Annotated in this window: 15 protein-coding genes; 13 read left to right on the top strand and 2 right to left on the bottom strand. The window is 72.2% G+C overall.

Annotated elements, in window-relative coordinates; translation table 11 throughout:
• The 6 genes from AC5WAM_RS34055 to pyrF are packed head-to-tail and all read left to right on the top strand — an operon-like array spanning nt 1 to nt 8388.
• Complete coding sequence (locus tag AC5WAM_RS34055; RefSeq protein ID WP_495519861.1) at nt 1-1287, top strand: dihydroorotase; 1287 nt, start codon at nt 1-3, stop codon at nt 1285-1287.
• Entirely contained in the window at nt 1284-1913 is a 630-nt protein-coding gene (locus AC5WAM_RS34060; RefSeq protein WP_366794092.1) for a PH-like domain-containing protein, read from the top strand. The genes AC5WAM_RS34055 and AC5WAM_RS34060 overlap by 4 nt, the downstream gene beginning before the upstream one ends.
• Complete coding sequence (carA, locus tag AC5WAM_RS34065) at nt 1910-3079, top strand: glutamine-hydrolyzing carbamoyl-phosphate synthase small subunit (protein ID WP_495519862.1); 1170 nt, start codon at nt 1910-1912, stop codon at nt 3077-3079. The genes AC5WAM_RS34060 and carA overlap by 4 nt, the downstream gene beginning before the upstream one ends.
• Nucleotides 3072-6380, top strand: a complete 3309-nt coding sequence (carB, locus tag AC5WAM_RS34070; RefSeq protein ID WP_366794094.1) for a carbamoyl-phosphate synthase large subunit — start codon at nt 3072-3074, stop codon at nt 6378-6380. The genes carA and carB overlap by 8 nt, the downstream gene beginning before the upstream one ends.
• 56 nt (nt 6381-6436) lie before the next feature.
• The gene (locus AC5WAM_RS34075; RefSeq protein WP_495519863.1) at nt 6437-7549 is read left to right on the top strand and encodes a quinone-dependent dihydroorotate dehydrogenase; all 1113 of its coding nucleotides are present in this window, start codon (nt 6437-6439) and stop codon (nt 7547-7549) included.
• Nucleotides 7546-8388 carry an orotidine-5'-phosphate decarboxylase gene (pyrF, locus tag AC5WAM_RS34080; protein ID WP_366794096.1) on the top strand — a complete coding sequence of 281 codons (843 nt, stop codon included), beginning with the start codon at nt 7546-7548 and terminating at the stop codon, nt 8386-8388. Before AC5WAM_RS34075 ends, pyrF begins: the two co-directional genes overlap by 4 nt.
• Nucleotides 8389-8558: 170 nt before the next feature.
• On the opposite strand, the gene AC5WAM_RS34085 is transcribed toward pyrF, so the two are convergent.
• On the bottom strand, nt 8559-9809 hold the full coding sequence (locus AC5WAM_RS34085; protein ID WP_495519864.1) for an IS701 family transposase: 1251 nt from the start codon (nt 9807-9809) through the stop codon (nt 8559-8561).
• A 607-nt stretch (nt 9810-10416) separates the two neighbouring features.
• Between AC5WAM_RS34085 and AC5WAM_RS34090 the strand changes: the two genes are divergently transcribed.
• From AC5WAM_RS34090 to AC5WAM_RS34115, 6 genes are all read left to right on the top strand, one after another.
• Nucleotides 10417-10740 (top strand): integration host factor, encoded by a 324-nt coding sequence (locus AC5WAM_RS34090; RefSeq protein WP_016638838.1) that lies wholly within the window; start codon nt 10417-10419, stop codon nt 10738-10740.
• A 62-nt stretch (nt 10741-10802) separates the two neighbouring features.
• Nucleotides 10803-11360: a guanylate kinase gene (gmk, locus tag AC5WAM_RS34095; protein WP_138958558.1), complete on the top strand. Its 558-nt coding sequence runs from the start codon at nt 10803-10805 to the stop codon at nt 11358-11360.
• Between the two features lie 26 nt (nt 11361-11386).
• Entirely contained in the window at nt 11387-11659 is a 273-nt protein-coding gene (gene rpoZ / locus AC5WAM_RS34100) for a DNA-directed RNA polymerase subunit omega (protein ID WP_005319902.1), read from the top strand.
• 109 nt (nt 11660-11768) lie between these two features.
• On the top strand, nt 11769-12977 hold the full coding sequence (gene coaBC, locus AC5WAM_RS34105; protein ID WP_366794097.1) for a bifunctional phosphopantothenoylcysteine decarboxylase/phosphopantothenate--cysteine ligase CoaBC: 1209 nt from the start codon (nt 11769-11771) through the stop codon (nt 12975-12977).
• Between the two features lie 309 nt (nt 12978-13286).
• Nucleotides 13287-14495 (top strand): methionine adenosyltransferase, encoded by a 1209-nt coding sequence (metK, locus tag AC5WAM_RS34110; protein WP_495519865.1) that lies wholly within the window; start codon nt 13287-13289, stop codon nt 14493-14495.
• Between the two features lie 112 nt (nt 14496-14607).
• Entirely contained in the window at nt 14608-16758 is a 2151-nt protein-coding gene (locus AC5WAM_RS34115; protein ID WP_495519866.1) for a primosomal protein N', read from the top strand.
• Nucleotides 16759-16926: 168 nt separating this feature from the next.
• Here the strand turns inward: AC5WAM_RS34115 and AC5WAM_RS34120 are convergent, their stop codons facing one another.
• On the bottom strand, nt 16927-17472 hold the full coding sequence (locus tag AC5WAM_RS34120) for a hypothetical protein (RefSeq protein WP_138958554.1): 546 nt from the start codon (nt 17470-17472) through the stop codon (nt 16927-16929).
• Nucleotides 17473-18048: 576 nt separating this feature from the next.
• On the opposite strand from AC5WAM_RS34120, the gene fmt reads away from it, so the two are divergent.
• Nucleotides 18049-18993 (top strand): methionyl-tRNA formyltransferase, encoded by a 945-nt coding sequence (fmt, locus tag AC5WAM_RS34125; protein WP_366794103.1) that lies wholly within the window; start codon nt 18049-18051, stop codon nt 18991-18993.
• The last annotated feature ends 36 nt before the right edge of the window (nt 18994-19029 follow it).

The following is a 19029-nucleotide window of genomic DNA, read 5'->3' on the forward strand; positions in this document are numbered from 1 at the left end:
ATGAGCAAGATCCTTATCCGTGGTGCGCGGGTGCTCGGCGGCGAGCCGCAGGACGTGCTGATCGACGGCGAGACCATCGAGGCCGTGGGCGCCGGTCTGAGCGCCGCGGGCGCCACCGTCGTCGAGGCGGACGGCAAGGTCCTCCTGCCGGGCCTGGTCGACCTGCACACCCATCTGCGCGAGCCCGGCCGCGAGGACTCCGAGACCGTCCTCACCGGCACCCGCGCGGCCGCCAGCGGCGGCTACACCACCGTGTTCGCGATGGCCAACACCTTCCCGGTCGCCGACACCGCGGGCGTCGTCGAGCAGGTCTGGCGGCTCGGCAAGGAGTCCGGCTACTGCGACGTCCAGCCGATCGGCGCCGTCACCGTCGGCCTGGAGGGCAAGAAGCTCGCCGAGCTGGGCGCCATGCACGATTCGGCCGCCGGGGTCACGGTCTTCTCCGACGACGGCAAGTGCGTCGACGACGCCGTGATGATGCGGCGCGCCCTGGAGTACGTGAAGGCGTTCGGCGGCGTCGTCGCCCAGCACGCCCAGGAGCCGCGGCTCACCGAGGGCGCCCAGATGAACGAGGGCGTCGTCTCGGCGGAGCTGGGGCTCGGCGGCTGGCCCGCCGTCGCCGAGGAGTCGATCATCGCCCGCGACGTGCTGCTCGCCGAGCACGTCGGCTCCCGGGTGCACATCTGCCACCTGTCCACGGCCGGGTCCGTCGAGATCGTCCGCTGGGCCAAGTCCCGCGGCATCGACGTCACCGCCGAGGTCACCCCGCACCACCTGCTCCTCACCGACGAGCTGGTCCGCTCGTACAACCCGGTCTACAAGGTCAACCCGCCGCTGCGCACGGAAGCCGACGTCATGGCGCTGCGCGAGGCCCTGGCCGACGGCACCATCGACATCGTGGCCACCGACCACGCCCCGCACCCGCACGAGGACAAGGACTGCGAGTGGGCCGCGGCCGCCATGGGCATGGTGGGCCTGGAGACCGCCCTCTCGGTGGTCCAGCACACGATGGTCGACACCGGCCTGCTCACCTGGGCCGGGGTCGCGGACCGGATGTCCGCCAAGCCCGCCGAGATCGGGCAGGCGCGCGGCCAGGGCCGTCCCGTCGCGCCCGGCGAGCCCGCGAACCTCACCCTCGTCGATCCGGCATACCGTGGAGAGGTGGACCCCGCGGGCTTCGCCTCCCGGAGCCGCAATACCCCCTACGAGGGCCGTGAGCTTCCGGGACGCGTCACGCACACCTGGCTCCGGGGTCGGGCCACGCTCGTCGACGGGAAGCTTCAGTGACCGCAACGCATCTCCTCACCTCCTCCGCCCTGCCCCAGCTGGCCGCCGACGAGAAGTCCGCGCAGGTCACCGACTGGGCCGCGCGCATCGGCTGGGTCGTCGGAATCCTGCTCTTCGTCGCGCTCGTCTACTGGCTGATGCGCGAGGGCTGGAAGTGGCGCGGCACCCTCCAGAGCGACCTGCCGGAGCTCCCTGGCGCGCCGTCCGAGCCGGGTGCGACGAAACTTGAGCTGACCGGCCGCTACCACGGCTCCACCACCGCGGGCCAGTGGCTGGACCGCATCGTGGCGCACGGCCTGGGCACCCGCAGCCGGGTGGAGCTGACGCTCACCGACGCGGGCCTGGACGTCGTCCGCCCCGGGGCACGGGACTTCTTCATCCCGAAGGAGGCCCTGCGCGAGGCCCGGCTCGACAAGGGCATCGCGGGCAAGGTCCTCGCCGAGGGCGGTCTGCTGATCGTCACCTGGGCGCACGGCGACAGGCTGCTCGACTCCGGCTTCCGCTCGGACCACGCCGCGGAGCAGGCCGACTGGGTCGAGGCCCTCAACAACATGATCGAAAACACCGAGATCGACGGCACCGGCGCCGGGATCCACAGCACGACGGAAACGGAAGGCGCACGATGACGACCTCCACCAAGGGAGCCGTGAAGACTCCCGCCGTACTCGTCCTTGAGGACGGCCGTGTCTTCCGCGGCCGCGCCTACGGCGCGGTGGGGGAGACCTTCGGCGAGGCCGTGTTCTCCACCGGCATGACCGGCTACCAGGAGACCCTCACCGACCCCTCGTACCACCGCCAGGTCGTCGTGATGACCGCGCCGCACGTCGGCAACACCGGCGTCAACGACGAGGACCCCGAGTCGCAGCGCATCTGGGTCGCCGGCTACGTGGTCCGCGACCCCGCCCGGGTGCCCTCCAACTGGCGCTCCCGGCGCTCCCTCGACGAGGAGCTGCGGCGCCAGGACGTGGTCGGCATCAGCGGCGTCGACACCCGCGCCCTGACCCGCCACCTGCGCGAGCGCGGCGCCATGCGCGTCGGCGTCTTCTCCGGCGACGCGATCGCCGCCGACGCCGAACTGCTCGCCAAGGTGCAGGCGCAGCCGCAGATGAAGGGCGCGAACCTCTCCGCCGAGGTCGCCACCAAGGAGGCGTACGTCGTCCCCGCGCTCGGCCCCGACGGCGAAGCCCTGCCCCTCGGCACCGCGAAGTTCACCGTCGCCGCCGTCGACCTCGGCATCAAGGGCATGACCCCGCACCGCATGGCCGAGCGCGGCATCGAGGTGCACGTCCTGCCCGCCACCGCGACCGCCGAGGACGTCTACGCGGTCGACCCCGACGGCGTGTTCTTCTCCAACGGCCCCGGTGACCCGGCGACCGCCGACGGCCCCGTCGCCGTGATGCAGGAGGTCCTGAAGCGCAGGACGCCGCTGTTCGGCATCTGCTTCGGCAACCAGATCCTCGGCCGCGCCCTCGGCTTCGGCACGTACAAGCTGAAGTACGGCCACCGCGGCATCAACCAGCCCGTGCAGGACCGCACCACGGGCAAGGTCGAGGTCACCGCGCACAACCACGGCTTCGCCGTCGACGCGCCCCTGGACAAGGTCTCCGACACCCCCTTCGGACGCGCCGAGGTCTCCCACGTGTGCCTCAACGACCAGGTGGTGGAGGGACTCCAGCTCCTCGACCAGCCCGCGTTCAGCGTCCAGTACCACCCTGAGGCGGCGGCAGGACCGCACGACGCCGCGTACCTCTTCGACCGCTTCGTTTCCCTGATGGAGGGCCAGCGTGCCTAAGCGCACCGATATCCAGTCCGTCCTGGTCATCGGCTCCGGCCCGATCGTCATCGGCCAGGCCGCGGAGTTCGACTACTCCGGCACCCAGGCGTGCCGCGTCCTCAAGTCCGAGGGCCTGCGCGTCATCCTCGTCAACTCGAACCCGGCGACGATCATGACCGACCCGGAGATCGCCGACGCCACGTACGTCGAGCCGATCACCCCGGAGTTCGTCGAGAAGATCATCGCCAAGGAGCGCCCCGACGCGCTCCTGCCGACCCTCGGCGGCCAGACCGCGCTCAACACCGCCATCTCGATGCACGAGCAGGGCGTCCTGGAGAAGTACGGCGTCGAGCTGATCGGTGCCAACGTCGAGGCGATCAACAAGGGCGAGGACCGCGACCTGTTCAAGGAGGTCGTCGAGGCCGTCCGCGCCAAGATCGGCCACGGCGAGTCCGCACGCTCGGTGATCTGCCACTCCATGGACGACGTCCTCAAGGGCGTCGACGAGCTCGGCGGCTACCCGGTCGTCGTGCGGCCCTCCTTCACCATGGGCGGCGCCGGCTCCGGCTTCGCGCACAACGAGGACGAGCTGCGCCGCATCGCGGGCCAGGGCCTCACGCTCTCGCCGACCACCGAGGTGCTCCTGGAGGAGTCCATCCTCGGCTGGAAGGAGTACGAGCTGGAGCTGATGCGCGACAAGAGCGACAACGTCGTGGTCGTCTGCTCCATCGAGAACTTCGACCCGATGGGCGTGCACACCGGTGACTCGATCACCGTCGCGCCCTCGATGACCCTCACCGACCGCGAGTACCAGATCCTGCGGGACGTGGGCATCGCGATCATCCGTGAGGTCGGCGTCGACACCGGCGGCTGCAACATCCAGTTCGCGGTCAACCCGGTCGACGGCCGCGTGATCGTCATCGAGATGAACCCGCGCGTCTCGCGGTCCTCCGCGCTGGCGTCGAAGGCCACCGGATTCCCGATCGCGAAGATCGCCGCGAAGCTGGCCGTGGGCTATACGCTCGATGAGATCCCCAACGACATCACCGAGAAGACCCCGGCCTCCTTCGAGCCGACGCTCGACTACGTGGTCGTCAAGGCGCCGCGATTCGCCTTCGAGAAGTTCCCACAGGCCGACTCCACGCTGACCACGACGATGAAGTCGGTCGGCGAGGCCATGGCCATCGGCCGCAACTTCACCGAGGCCCTCCAGAAGGCGCTGCGCTCCCTGGAGAAGAAGGGCAGCCAGTTCTCCTTCACCGGCAAGCCCGGCGACAAGTACACGCTCCTGCGCGCCGCCGTGCGCCCCACCGACGGCCGCATCAACACCGTCATGCAGGCCATCCGCGCCGGGGCCACCCCGCAGGAGGTCTTCGACGCCACCAAGATCGACCCGTGGTTCGTCGACCAGCTCTTCCTGATCAAGGAGATCGCGGACGAGCTGACCGAGGCCGACGACCTCACCCCCGAGCTGCTCGCCGAGGCCAAGCGGCACGGCTTCTCCGACACGCAGATCGCCGAGATCCGCGGCCTGCGCGAGGACGTGGTGCGCGAGGTCCGGCACGCCCTCGGAGTCCGGCCGGTCTACAAGACGGTCGACACCTGCGCCGCCGAGTTCGCCGCGAAGACGCCGTACTTCTACTCCTCCTACGACGAGGAGTCCGAGGTCGCGCCCCGCGAGAAGCCCGCGGTGATCATCCTGGGCTCCGGCCCGAACCGCATCGGCCAGGGCATCGAGTTCGACTACTCCTGCGTGCACGCCTCCTTCGCGCTGAGCGACGCGGGCTACGAGACCGTCATGGTCAACTGCAACCCGGAGACCGTCTCCACCGACTACGACACCTCCGACCGGCTCTACTTCGAGCCGCTCACCCTGGAGGACGTCCTGGAGATCGTCCACGCCGAGTCCCTCGCGGGCCCGATCGCGGGCGTCGTCGTCCAGCTCGGCGGCCAGACCCCGCTCGGCCTCTCGCAGGCCCTGAAGGACAACGGCGTGCCCGTCGTCGGCACCCCGCCGGAGGCCATCCACGCCGCCGAGGACCGCGGCGCCTTCGGCCGCGTGCTCGCCGAGGCGGGCCTGCCCGCGCCCAAGCACGGCACCGCCACGACCTTCGCCGAGGCCAAGGCCATCGCCGATGAGATCGGCTACCCCGTGCTCGTCCGGCCCTCGTACGTGCTCGGCGGCCGCGGCATGGAGATCGTGTACGAGGAGGCCCGCCTCCAGGCGTACATCGCCGAGTCCACCGAGATCGGCGCCGACCGCCCGGTCCTGGTCGACCGCTTCCTCGACGACGCCATCGAGATCGACGTGGACGCGCTCTACGACGGCCACGAGCTGTACCTGGGCGGCGTCATGGAGCACATCGAGGAGGCCGGCATCCACTCCGGCGACTCGGCGTGCGCCCTTCCCCCCATCACGCTGGGCGGCCACGACATCAAGCGCCTGCGCACCTCCACGGAGGCCATCGCGCGCGGCGTCGGGGTGCGCGGCCTGATCAACATCCAGTTCGCCATGGCCGGGGACATCCTCTACGTCCTGGAGGCCAACCCGCGCGCCTCGCGCACCGTGCCCTTCACCTCGAAGGCCACCGCGGTGCCGCTCGCCAAGGCCGCCGCCCGCATCTCGCTCGGCGCGACCGTCGCCGAGCTGCGCGCCGAGGGCCTCCTGCCGGCCACCGGGGACGGCGGCGAGCTGCCGCTCGACGCGCCGATCTCCGTCAAGGAGGCCGTGATGCCGTGGTCGCGCTTCCGCGACATCCAGGGCCGCGGCGTCGACACCGTGCTCGGCCCGGAGATGCGCTCCACCGGCGAGGTCATGGGCATCGACTCCGTCTTCGGCACGGCATACGCCAAGTCGCAGGCGGGCGCGTACGGGCCGCTGCCCACCAAGGGCCGCGCGTTCATCTCCGTCGCCAACCGCGACAAGCGCTCGATGATCTTCCCGGCGCGCGAGCTCGTCGCCCACGGCTTCGAGCTGCTCGCCACGTCCGGCACGGCCGAGGTCCTCAAGCGCAACGGCATCAACGCCACGGTCGTGCGCAAGCAGTCCGAGGGCGAGGGCCCGGGCGGCGAGAAGACCATCGTCCAGCTGATCCACGACGGACAGGTCGACCTCATCGTCAACACCCCGTACGGCACCGGCGGCCGCCTCGACGGCTACGACATCCGCACCGCGGCCGTCGCCCGGTCCGTGCCGTGCCTGACGACGGTCCAGGGCCTCGCCGCCGCGGTCCAGGGCATCGACGCCCTCCACCACGGCGGAGTGGGCGTGCGCTCGCTCCAGGAACACGCACAGCACCTGATCGCGGCCCGCGACTAGACAGCCCACGAGGGGGACACCGGATCCGGTGTCCCCCTCCTCATGAGGACACCAGCATGTACGCATTCTTCTTCCGGCTCGTCTTCCGGCGCATGGACCCCGAGCGCGCCCACCACCTCGCCTTCGCCTGGATCCGCCGCGCGGCCCGCGTCCCCGTCCTGCGGACCTTCGTGGCCGCCGCCCTGGCCCCCCGCTACAAGGAGCTGCGCACCGAGGCCCTCGGCCTGCGCATGCACGGCCCCTTCGGGCTCGCCGCCGGGTTCGACAAGAACGCCGTCGCGATCGACGGCATGGCCATGCTCGGCTTCGACCACGTCGAGATCGGCACGGTCACCGGCGAGCCGCAGCCCGGCAATCCCAAGAAGCGCCTCTTCCGCCTCGTCGAGGACCGCGCCCTGATCAACCGCATGGGCTTCAACAACGACGGCTCCGCGGCCGTCGCCGAGCGCCTCGCGACCCGGACGCCGGTCTTCCGGACCACCGTCGGCGTCAACATCGGCAAGACCAAGGTCGTGCCCGAGGCCGAGGCCGCCGCCGACTACGTGAAGTCCACCGAGCGCCTGGCCCGCCACGCCGACTACCTCGTCGTGAACGTGTCCTCGCCGAACACGCCGGGCCTTCGCAACCTCCAGGCCACCGAGTCGCTGCGGCCCCTGCTGAGCGCCGTGCGCGAGGCCGCCGACCGCAGCGTCGAGGGCCGCCGTGTCCCGCTGCTCGTCAAGATCGCCCCCGACCTGGCCGACGAAGACGTCGACGCGGTCGCCGACCTGGCCGTGGAGCTCGGCCTGGACGGCATCATCGCCACCAACACGACCATCGCGCGCGAGGGCCTCGGCCTGGTCTCCGACCCGCAGCTCGTCGAGGAGACCGGCGGCCTGTCCGGCGCGCCCCTCAAGGAGCGCTCCCTGGAGGTCCTGCGCCGCCTCTACGCGCGCGTGGGCGACCGGATCACCCTGGTGGGCGTCGGCGGCATCGAGAACGCCGAGGACGCCTGGCAGCGCATCCTCGCGGGCGCGACCCTGGTGCAGGGCTACAGCGCGTTCATCTACGAGGGCCCGTTCTGGGCGCGCGGGATCCACAAGGGCCTCGCCGCGCGGCTCGCCGCCTCCCCGTACGCCACGCTCGCCGAAGCGATCGGCGCCGACACCCGAAAGGCCTCCGCCGCATGAGCCCCCAGGAACCCTTCGGCGCGCGCCTGCGCCAGGCCATGGACACCCGCGGCCCGCTCTGCGTGGGCATCGACCCGCACGCCTCCCTCCTGGCGGCGTGGGGCCTCAGCGACGACATCAAGGGCCTGGAGACCTTCACGCGCACCGTCGTGGAGGCCCTGGGCGACCAGGTCGCCGTCTTCAAGCCGCAGGCAGCCTTCTTCGAGCGCTTCGGCTCGCGCGGCGTCGCCGTCCTGGAGCGGGCCGTGGCGGAGCTGCGCGCCGCCGGCGGCCTGGTCGTCATGGACGCCAAGCGCGGCGACATCGGCTCCACCATGGCCGCGTACGCGGAGGCCTTCCTGCACCCGGACGCGCCGCTGTTCTCGGACGCCCTGACGGTCTCGCCGTACCTCGGGTACGAGTCCCTGCGGCCCGCCGCGGACCTCGCCCGGGAGAGCGGCTCGGGGCTCTTCGTGCTCGCCCTGACGTCCAACCCCGAGGGCGCGGAGGTGCAGCGCGCCGAGCGCGCCGACGGCCGCACCATCGGCGCGACCATGCTGGGCCACCTCGCGCGCGAGAACGCGGGTGCCGCGCCCATGGGCTCCTACGGCGCGGTGGTCGGTGCCACCCTCGGCGACCTGTCGTCCTTCGACCTGGACATCAACGGGCCGCTGCTCGCCCCCGGCATCGGCGCGCAGGGGGCGACGCCCGCGGACCTGCCCCGCGTCTTCGGCGCGGCCGTGCGCAACGTCGTGCCGAACGTGAGCCGCGGCGTGCTGAAGGCGGGCCCCGACGCCGGGGCGCTGCGGGAGGCCGCCGCGCGCTTCGCGGACGAGGTGCGCCGGGCGGTCGGCGGCTAGTACTCCAGCAGCGTTTCGCTATTCCTGCTGGTCAGGGGCCTGATTTTGAGTGTAGTGGGGTGAGGTTCCGTCCGGCGTGGGTTCGGGGGGTCCGTGGTGGAGTTGGGCTCTGCGGCGGTAGTGGCAGTGGCGGGCGACGGCCTGGTGGCGCCGACGCCACCGCGACCAGCTCAGTGCTCGAACCCGACTGTGTGGCTGTGGTGTTGGCCGGGAATGGCAAGCTGCCAGGAGTCTTCGGACTTCCGCCACGGACAGGGGCGCGAGGAAGCCGGAACCGTTTCTTCGTCCCCCTTTTCGATTGCTGCGGCGGCCATCGCGGCGAGGAACGCATGGGCGAGCATGGCCAGGGTGATGTGCCGATACCAGCCCGGATAGCGGCGAACCTCGTACTCGTCCAGGCCGCACTCATTCTTCGCGGCTTGGAAACACTCCTCAATCGCCCACCGGGAGCCCGCGATGCGGACCAGGTCGGCGGCCGTGCTGCTCGTTGGAGCGTAGGCCAGGTAGTAGGCGATCTCGTCGGGGCGCTTGATGCTGCGGCGGGCCAGCACCCAGCGGCGGTGAGTGGGCTCGTCGCCGTCGAAGAAGTCGATGACCGGCAGCTTCGCGGATGCCCAGTCGAACAGGCGCGGGCCCTTGGCGCCGTCACCGCAGGAGAGTTGCTGCCAGGCATCTGCCGGTGCCTCCGCGATCAGCTGGTCAATGCGCCAGATCCCGGCCAGTGACTTGACCTGCTGTGATTTCGGGACAGCGAGCACATAGCCGAGACCCGCTTCTTCCAGGAAGCGGCGGAATCCCCACTCCTGGCCGTAGGCGGAATCGGCGGTGACCCAGCCGATAGGCAGGTCGGAGGCGAGCGCCCGCAGCACCAGGTGCCGGGCGAGCTCGCCTTTCGTCGCGAACGCGCGCTCTTCGGGAATCTTGGCCGCGCGGCAGCGGTCGGGATCGCTGGTCCAGGACTTGGGCAGATACAGTTCCCGGTCCACCAGTGCTCGTCCTTTGGCGGAGGCGTAGGCGGCGAACACGCCGATCTGGCAGTTCTCGGTGCGGCCGGCGGTGCCGGAGTACTGCCGTTGGACCCCGGCGGAGGTGGTGCCCTTCTTGACGAATCCAGTGTCGTCGATGATCAGGACGCCGTCTGTTCCGCCGAGCTTCTCGGCAACGTATCCCTGCAGGTCATCGCGGAGTTCGTCCGGGTCCCAACGGGTCCCGGCGAGCAGCCGCTGCAGTCCGTCCGGAGTGGCATGGCCAGCAAACTCGGCCAGCTGCCAGCCGTTCTTGCGGCCGACCGGCCCCAGCAGGCCCCGCACGTAGTCCCGCATCCTCCGCCGCGGCTCGATACGCGAGAACCTGGCGCCCACCCGCAGGAACAGCTCCTCAAGTCCCGCTGCCCACAACCCAGTTCCAAGATCCTCGATCACGCTCGGACCCTGCCCACACCAAGCACCCGACCCGCACAAACCCACCCATCAGATGAGACTCCCCCCGAACCCACACCGGACGGAGCCTCACCCCACTACACTCAAAATCAGGCCCCTGACCAGCAGGAATAGCGAAACGCTGCTGGAGTACTAGCCCTTCCCGTCACGGCGGTCGGCGGCCAGCCGTTCCCGCCACGTGCCCGAGGTGTCCGCCCCGGGGCCGGATCGTCCGGTCCCGGGGCGGACGCATGGGTGCCCGGACCCGGCGGGCGACCGCGCTCCGGGGTCGGTCCTCGGCCACGTGTGTGTTCCGCATTCGGCCCCGTGGACGTTCCGCGGACGTCCTGCATCGACGGCATCAGCCTGCCGAACTAACGCGTTGCTTACACGACACCCGGCCAAAACAGGGGTGAATTGCCCGATATGCCCGGCTCGGGCGAGGCTGACCTGGACTTTTCGCTTGTTCTCGCTGACTCAGGCGGCCATGGCCGCTAGTCTCCGACCAGAGCCAACGGGCAAGCGCGTTGCACGTTGCTCCCCTGGTGTGGGGCGACTAGGTTCCTCACCGGTCCGTATCCGACAGTTCGATCTTCGAGGTGACGTAGGCGTGGCTCTTCCGCCCCTTACCCCTGAACAGCGCGCAGCCGCGCTCGAAAAGGCCGCCGCGGCTCGCCGGGAGCGGGCCGAGGTCAAGAATCGACTCAAGCACTCCGGCGCCTCCCTGCATGAGGTCATCAAGCAGGGCCAGGAGAATGACGTCATCGGCAAGATGAAGGTCTCCGCCCTCCTGGAGTCCCTGCCCGGCGTGGGCAAGGTCCGCGCCAAGCAGATCATGGAGCGCCTCGGCATCTCCGAGAGCCGCCGCGTACGCGGTCTTGGCTCCAACCAGATCGCGTCCCTGGAGCGCGAGTTCGGCGGCAGCGGCGCCTGACGGCCCCGCGCCGTCCGGGGAACCTGGTCTCAGGCACCTCTGAGAACCTGGATAATCGCTGCATGAGTGAACGTCCGCGGCTGACCGTGCTCTCCGGCCCCTCCGGGGTCGGCAAGAGCACGGTCGTCGCCCACATGCGCAAGGAACACCCCGAGGTCTGGCTCTCGGTCTCGGCGACGACCCGCAAGCCGCGCCCCGGCGAGCGCCATGGTGTGCACTATTTCTTCGTCTCCGACGAGGAAATGGACAAGCTGATCGCCAATGGTGAGCTCCTGGAGTGGGCGGAGTTCGCGGGCAACCGCTACGGCACGCCCCGCCGGGCCGTCATGGACCGCCTGGAGGCGGGCGAGCCCGTCCTCCTGGAGATCGACCTCCAGGGCGCCCGGCAGGTGCGGGAGTCGATGACCGACGCCCAGCTGGTCTTCCTCGCCCCGCCGAGCTGGGACGAGCTGGTCCGCCGCCTCACCGGCCGCGGCACCGAGGCGGCCGAGGTCATCGAGCGCAGGCTCCGGGCCGCGCGCGTGGAGCTGGCCGCGGAGCCCGAGTTCGACACCACCCTGGTCAACACCTCGGTCGAGGATGTAGCGCGCGAGCTGCTAGCCTTGATGAAAGTTGTTTGATCTTCACCCCCTTCGGAAGGCAGAGAGTGTCCTCTTCCATCACCGCGCCCGAGGGCATCATCAACCCGCCGATTGATGAGCTGCTCGAGGCCACCGACTCGAAGTACAGCCTGGTGATCTACGCCGCCAAGCGCGCCCGCCAGATCAACGCGTACTACTCGCAGCTCGGTGAGGGCCTCCTCGAGTACGTCGGCCCGCTCGTGGACACCCACGTGCACGAGAAGCCGCTGTCGATCGCGCTCCGCGAGATCAACGCCGGCCTGCTGACGTCCGAGGCCATCGAGGGCCCGGCGCAGTAAGCAGTCATACGTTCACCACAGGCCCGGCAGCGCACCTGCCGGGCCTGTGGTGTGTCATGGAGTCGTACGCGCGCGGCAGCGGCCGCGCAACCGAGTGCGGGGAGGCACGGTGGACAAGCCGAAGGTCGTTCTGGGGGTCAGCGGTGGAATCGCCGCCTACAAGGCGTGCGAGCTGCTGCGCAGGCTCACCGAGTCCGGCCACGACGTACGGGTCGTGCCCACCGGGTCCGCGCTGCACTTCGTCGGCGCCGCGACCTGGTCGGCGCTGTCCGGCCACCCCGTCTCCACGGAGGTCTGGTCCGACGTCCACGAGGTGCCGCACGTGCGCATCGGGCAACACGCCGACCTGGTGATCGTGGCGCCCGCCACGGCCGACATGCTGGCCAAGGCCGCCCACGGCCTCGCCGACGACCTCCTGACGAACACGCTGCTCACGGCCCGCTGCCCGGTCGTCTTCGCGCCGGCCATGCACACCGAGATGTGGGAGCACCCGGCCACCCAGGAGAACGTCGCCACGCTGCGCCGCCGCGGCGCCCTCGTCGTGGAACCGGCCGTCGGCCGCCTCACCGGCGTCGACACCGGCAAGGGGCGCTTCCCCGAGCCCGCCGAGCTCTTCGACGTCGTACGCCGCGTCCTCGCGCGCGGCACGGCCGCGCAGGACCTCGCGGGCCGGCACGTCGTCGTCAGCGCGGGCGGCACCCGCGAGCCCCTCGACCCGGTGCGCTTCCTCGGCAACCGCTCCTCCGGCAAGCAGGGCTACGCCCTCGCCCGCAGCGCGGCCGCGCGCGGCGCCCGCGTCACGCTCGTCGCGGCGAACACCGCGCTGCCGGACCCGGCGGGCGTCGACCTCGTGCCCGTGGGCACCGCCGTGCAGCTGCGCGAGGCCGTCCTGAAGGCGGCCGCCGACGCCGACGCCGTGGTCATGGCCGCCGCCGTCGCCGACTTCCGCCCGGCCGCGTACGCCGCCGGAAAGATCAAGAAGCGGGACGGCGAGGACCCGGCGCCGCTCACCCTCGTCCGCAATCCGGACATCCTCGCCGAGCTCTCGGGCGACCGCCCGCGCCCCGGGCAGGTCGTCGTGGGCTTCGCGGCCGAGACGGACGACGTGCTGGCCAACGGCCGGGCCAAGCTCGCCCGCAAGGGCTGCGACCTTCTCGTAGTGAACGAAGTCGGTGAGCGCAAGACGTTCGGCTCTGAGCGGAACGAGGCCGTGGTCCTTGGTGCCGACGGCAGCGAGACGCCGGTGCCCTACGGGCCCAAGGACGATCTCGCCGACACGGTGTGGGACCTGGTCGTTCCGCGCCTTGACCGGTCGTAACGCCACTGAACCCATCGGTCCGGATCGCGACCCGGCCGATGGCCGGATCGAGCCTCCGGCGCACCATTCGCCCCACTGGGCCCTTTAAACCCACCCTAAACCCGCCAAATGCGGGCCTTGAGCCCTCTGGTGGAGACCGATCGTCGTATCGCACAATGCAGTGCCGCAGGTCACAGGCCTCTCTTCTGACGAGAGAGGTGGCCATGCGGCCGTGTGTGACCGATAAACTGGTCTCGGACGTCGTCGAGCGCAGCTCTCGGCCCGTCCATCAATGATCAGCCAGCAGCCGCTGCAACCACAGGGAGCGATGTGTCCCGCCGTCTCTTCACCTCGGAGTCCGTGACCGAGGGTCACCCCGACAAGATCGCTGACCAGATCAGCGACACCATTCTCGACGCGCTTCTGCGTGAGGACCCGACGTCCCGGGTCGCCGTCGAAACGCTCATCACCACCGGCCTCGTGCACGTCGCCGGTGAGGTCACGACCAAGGCGTACGCGCCGATCGCGCAGCTGGTGCGCGAGAAGATCCTCGAGATCGGATACGACTCCTCCAAGAAGGGCTTCGACGGCGCTTCCTGCGGCGTCTCGGTGTCCATCGGCGCGCAGTCCCCGGACATCGCGCAGGGCGTCGACACGGCGTACGAGAGCCGCGTCGAGGGCGACGAGGACGAGCTCGACCGCCAGGGCGCCGGTGACCAGGGCCTGATGTTCGGCTACGCCTGCGACGAGACCCCGGAGCTGATGCCGCTCCCGATCCACCTCGCGCACCGCCTCTCGCGCCGCCTCTCCGAGGTCCGCAAGAACGGCACCATCCCCTACCTGCGTCCCGACGGAAAGACCCAGGTCACCATCGAGTACGACGGCGACAAGGCCGTCCGCCTCGACACGGTCGTCGTGTCCTCGCAGCACGCGTCGGACATCGACCTGGAGTCGCTCCTCGCCCCCGACATCCGCGAGTTCGTCGTCGAGCCGGAGCTCAAGGCCCTGGTCGACGACGGCATCAAGCTGGAGACCGAGGGCTACCGCCTCCTGGTCAACCCCACCGGCCGCTTCGAGATCGGCGGCCCGATGGGTGACGCGGGCCTGACCGGCCGCAAGATCATCATCGACACCTACGGCGGCATGTCCCGCCACGGCGGCGGCGCCTTCTCCGGCAAGGACCCGTCCAAGGTGGACCGCTCGGCGGCGTACGCGATGCGCTGGGTCGCCAAGAACGTGGTGGCCGCGGGCCTCGCCTCGCGCTGCGAGGTCCAGGTCGCCTACGCCATCGGCAAGGCCGAGCCGGTCGGCCTGTTCGTCGAGACCTTCGGCACCAACACGATCGACACGGACAAGATCGAGCAGGCCATCAGCGAGGTCTTCGACCTCCGCCCGGCCGCGATCATCCGCGACCTCGACCTGCTCCGCCCGATCTACTCCCAGACCGCCGCGTACGGCCACTTCGGCCGCTCGCTGCCGGAGTTCACCTGGGAGAAGACGGACCGCGTGGACGCGCTGCGGAAGGCCGCCGGTCTCTGATCGAGCCCAGTGCGCACGGCCCCGGACCCCTGTGGTCCGGGGCCGTTGTCGTGTGCCCGCGCGGGCCCGCCGGGCCGTGGCGCTGTCAGTGGCGTCTGGTAGGAATTTGGCTGTGAGCAGCGAGAACGGGGCAGGTGGCGGGGCGGTGGGTGAGGGGCCGGAGCAGCTTGCGCTCATTCGGGAGAGTGTGCGGAAGGCGAAGGCGCCGAAGGCCAAGCCGCGAACGTGGCGGGGGGCCGCGCTCGCCGAGGAGCGTCCGGTGGCGCGGGTCGTCGTGGACAAGGGCGTGCTGCACCTCGACCGGTACTTCGACTACGCGGTGCCCGCCGAGCTCGACGAGCAGGCGCAGCCCGGGGTGCGGGTGCGCGTCCGCTTCGGCGCCGGCTCGCGGAACGTGCGCGCGGGGCGCCGCGAGGGCGGCGGCCTGATCGACGGCTTCCTGGTCGAGCGCGTCGCCGAGTCGGACTACAGCGGGCCGCTGGCGGCCATCGCCCAGGTCGTGTCGCCCGAGCCCGTCCTTGACGCGGAGCTGCTCGGGCTCGCCCGGGCCGTGGCCGACCGCTATGCGGGGAGCCTCGCGGACGTGTTGCAGCTGGCGATTCCGCCCCGGCACGGCCGGGCCGAGGGGCGGCCGTCGCCGCCCGCCCCCGAGCCGCCGCCCGCGCCGGAGCCCGGGTCGTGGCGGCGGTATGCGCGGGGGCCCGAGTTCGTCGCCGCGCTCGCGGCGGGCGGGGCGCCCCGGGCCGTGTGGACCGCGCTGCCGGGGCCGCTGTGGGCCGAGGAGATCGCCCGGGCCGTGCAGGCGACGCTGGCCTCGGGGCGCGGCGCGCTCGTCGTCGTGCCCGCCGGGCGGCCCGCGGCCCGGGTGGACGCCGCGCTGCGGGCGCTGCTCGGCGAGGGGCAGCACGCGCTGCTGACCGCCGACGCGGGGCCGGAGCGGCGGTACCGGGAGTGGCTGGCCGTCCGGCGCGGCTCCGTGCGGGCCGTCGTGGGGACGCGGGCCGCCATGTTCGCACCGGTGCGCGATCTCGGCCTCGTCGTCGTCTGGGACGACGGGGACGCCAGTCATGGGGACGACAACGCGCCCTTCCCGCACGTGCGGGAGGTCCTGGAGCTGCGGGCCTCGCGGGACAGGTGCGCCTTCCTGCTCGGGAGCTGGGGCTGCACGGTCGAGGCCGCGCAGCTCGTCGAGAGCGGCTGGGCGGTGCCCGTGGTGGCCGACCGGGAGCAGGTGCGGGGCGCGGCGCCGCTGGTGCGCACCGTGGGGGACGGCGACCTCGCGCGCGACGAGGCCGCCCGGGCTGCCCGGCTGCCGAGCCTGGCCTGGCAGATCGCCCGCGACGGGCTGAAGCACGGCCCCGTCCTGGTGCAGGTGCCCCGGCGGGGGTACGTACCGCGGCTGGCGTGCGAGCGGTGCCGGGAGCCCGCGCGGTGCCGGCACTGCGCGGGCCCGCTGGAGGCGCGGGGCGCCGGGGCCCTGGTCTGCGGCTGGTGCGGGCGGGACGAGGCCGCCTGGCACTGCCCCGAGTGCGGCGGCTTCCGGCTGCGGGCGCAGGTCGTGGGCGCGCGGCGGACCGCCGAGGAGCTGGGGCGGGCCTTTCCCGCGGTGCCGGTGCGGACCTCCGGGCGCGAGCAGGTGCTCGACACGGTGGGCGGGGCGCCCGCCCTGGTCGTGAGCACGCCGGGCGCGGAGCCCGTGGCCGAGGGGGGCTATGCCGCGGCGCTGCTCCTCGACGGCTGGGCCATGCTCGGGCGGCCGGACCTGCGCGCGGGCGAGGACGCGCTGCGGCGGTGGATCGGCGCGGCCGCGCTGGTGCGCGACCAGGGCGCGGGCGGCACGGTGGTGATCGTTGCCGAGCCGACGCTGCGGCCGGTGCAGGCGCTGGTGCGGTGGGATCCGGTCGGGCACGCGGTGCGGGAGCTGGCCGAGCGGGCGGAGCTGGGGTTTCCGCCGGTGTCGCGGATGGCGTCGGTGACGGCCGCCCCCGAGGCGCTGACCGAGTTCCTGGCCCAGGCGGAGCTGCCGCCGGACGCCGAGGTCCTCGGGCCGGTGCCGGTGCCCACCGCCGAGCCCGGCCGCCCGCGCCGCCCCGGCGACGCGCCGGTGGGCGAGCGGTGGGAGCGCGCCCTGGTGCGGGTGCCCCCGGGCAGCGGCGCGGCGCTGGCCCGTGCCCTCAAGACGGCGCTGGCCGCGCGGATGGCGCGGGGGGTGGCGGCGCAGCAGGCGGTCCGGGTGCGGATCGATCCGGCGGACATCGGGTGAGCCCAGGGCTCCGGGGCGCCCGCCGACGGCCTCCGGGGCGGCCTCCGGCCTGGGCTCACAGGAGGGCCTTCGCCGCGCCTCGCAGGGCGTACGGGCGTCCCGTGCCCGTCCTGTCACAGGACACAGCGATGCCCCTGCCCCGACGTCGGGCCAGGGGCATCGTGGACGTCAGCCGTTGCGCGGGCCGGGGAAGGCGCCAGGGCGGACGTCGTCACGGAGGCCGGGGCTGCCCGCCGTGGGCTGGGTGGGCATGGCGCGGGCCGCGGGGACGGAGGGGAGCGGGGTGCCCACGGGGACCGTGCGGGTCGTGGTGGAGGGCTCGGTGGCGCGGTCCGGCTCGGCGGCGGCCGGTGTGGTCTGTGCCGTGGTCCTGCGGGCGCCGTAGCGGCGGTGGACCGCCTGCTTGGTGACGCCGAGCGCGGAGCCCACCGCGTCCCACGAGAAGCCCAGCGAGCGGTCGAAGTCGACCGCGGCGGTCACCAGGGTCTCGACGCTGTCCCGCAGTTCCTGGGCGAGGCGGACGGTCGGAGCGGGTGCGCGCCCGTACACGACGAAGCCCGCGGAGGGGCTGGAGCGACGCGGGCGGTAGACGTTGCCGAGCTGCGCGGTGAGGGTGCGCAGCGCGTCCACCTGCCGGCGGACCCGCTCGATGTCCCGTACCAGGAGGTGCAGGCTGGCCCGTGCCTGGGCGTCGTGGGTTGCGTGGTCGGCCATGAACAAGCCTCTCGAACCGGCGTTGAGGGATCGGGTGGTGTGGAGTGGTCGGACTGGGAGGTCGGGAACGGGGTGGGTGGGGACGGGGCGGGGCGGAAGCGACGGGTGGCCCGGCCGCCGTGCGGGTGCCGGGACGCCTCGGGGGTGGTGGTGAAGGAAATGACGGGGAACGACGGGCAATGCGGAGAGGGCCGCGTGTGCGGCCCGTTCCGGTCAACTTTTTCTTGACCAACGCGCTACGTCGTGAGGGGTCACGGTCCCAGGGCGTATCCGCATATGCGCAGGGCGCGCGGGGGTGCGTACGCCCCCGGGGCGCCTCCGCGGTCGTTCCGGGCGCCCTGCCGGGACGGGCCGGGGCACGCCGGAACGCCGCTCCGGGGCAAAGTCCCCAAGTCATCTGAAAGTTGTTTAAAAGGGCTTGTGCGCCGTCCCCCGTGGGCGGAACCGCGGCGGCCCATAGACTGGTGCGCTGCCGTCGCCGGACCGGTGCGCTGCTGCCGTCGCACGGCGCGCCGCCGCCGAGAGGCGCCGCCGACCCCCAGCGAGCCGACCCCCAGAAATCCGAGGTAGCACCCAGTGAAGCTGGTCTTCGCAGGCACCCCCGAGGTCGCCGTCCCCGCCCTGGACGCCCTGATCGCCTCCGGCCGGCACGAGGTGGCCGCCGTCGTCACCCGCCCCGACGCCCCGGCGGGCCGGGGCCGCAGGCTGGTCGCGAGCCCGGTCGCCGAGCGCGCGGCGGAGGCCGGGATCGAGGTGCTCAAGCCCGCGAAGCCGCGTGACGAGGAGTTCCTCGCCCGGCTCCGGGAGATCGCCCCGGACTGCTGCCCGGTGGTCGCCTACGGCGCCCTGCTGCCCAAGGCGGCCCTGGACATCCCCGCCCACGGCTGGGTCAACCTGCACTTCTCGCTGCTGCCCGCCTGGCGCGGCGCGGCCCCCGTGCAGCACGCCCTCATGGCCGGTGACGAGATCACCGGCGCTTCGACCTTCCTGATCGAGGAGGGCCTGGACTCCGGCCCTGTGTACGGCACGGTCACCGAGGAGATCCGGCCCACCGACACCAGCGGCGACCTGCTGACCCGCCTCGCGTTCGCGGGTTCGGGGCTGCTCGCCGCGACCATGGACGGCATCGAGGACGGCAGCCTGACCGCCGTCCCGCAGCCCGCCGACGGCGTCACCCTCGCGCCGAAGATCACGGTCGAGGACGCGCGCGTCGACTGGGCGGCCCCCGCGCTGCGCGTGGACCGCGTGGTGCGCGGCTGCACCCCCGCGCCGGGCGCCTGGACCGTCTTCCGCGGCGAGCGCCTCAAGCTGATCCAGGCCGTGCCGGCGGTGGACCGCACCGACCTCGCGCCCGGCGAGCTCTCCGTCGGCAAGAAGAACCTGTACGTCGGCACGGGCTCGCACGCCGTGGAGCTGCTGTGGGTGCAGGCGCAGGGCAAGAAGCCGATGGCCGCCGCCGACTGGGCGCGCGGGGTGCGCATCGCCCCGGGTGAGACCTTGGGTGCGGGCGACGTACGCTGAACTGGTCCGTCCCTCGGCCCGCAGCGGGCCCCCGGC

This window comes from Streptomyces sp. JLYT201 (assembly GCF_059448825.1).

Coding starts and splice junctions, on each gene's coding strand:
- AC5WAM_RS34055 (WP_495519861.1), top strand. CDS start 1: ATGAGCAAGATCCTTATCCGTGGTGCGCGGGTGCTCGGCGGCGAGCCG.
- carA (WP_495519862.1), top strand. CDS start 1,910: ATGACGACCTCCACCAAGGGAGCCGTGAAGACTCCCGCCGTACTCGTC.
- AC5WAM_RS34075 (WP_495519863.1), top strand. CDS start 6,437: ATGTACGCATTCTTCTTCCGGCTCGTCTTCCGGCGCATGGACCCCGAG.
- pyrF (WP_366794096.1), top strand. CDS start 7,546: ATGAGCCCCCAGGAACCCTTCGGCGCGCGCCTGCGCCAGGCCATGGAC.
- gmk (WP_138958558.1), top strand. CDS start 10,803: ATGAGTGAACGTCCGCGGCTGACCGTGCTCTCCGGCCCCTCCGGGGTC.
- AC5WAM_RS34120 (WP_138958554.1), bottom strand. CDS start 17,472: ATGGCCGACCACGCAACCCACGACGCCCAGGCACGGGCCAGCCTGCAC.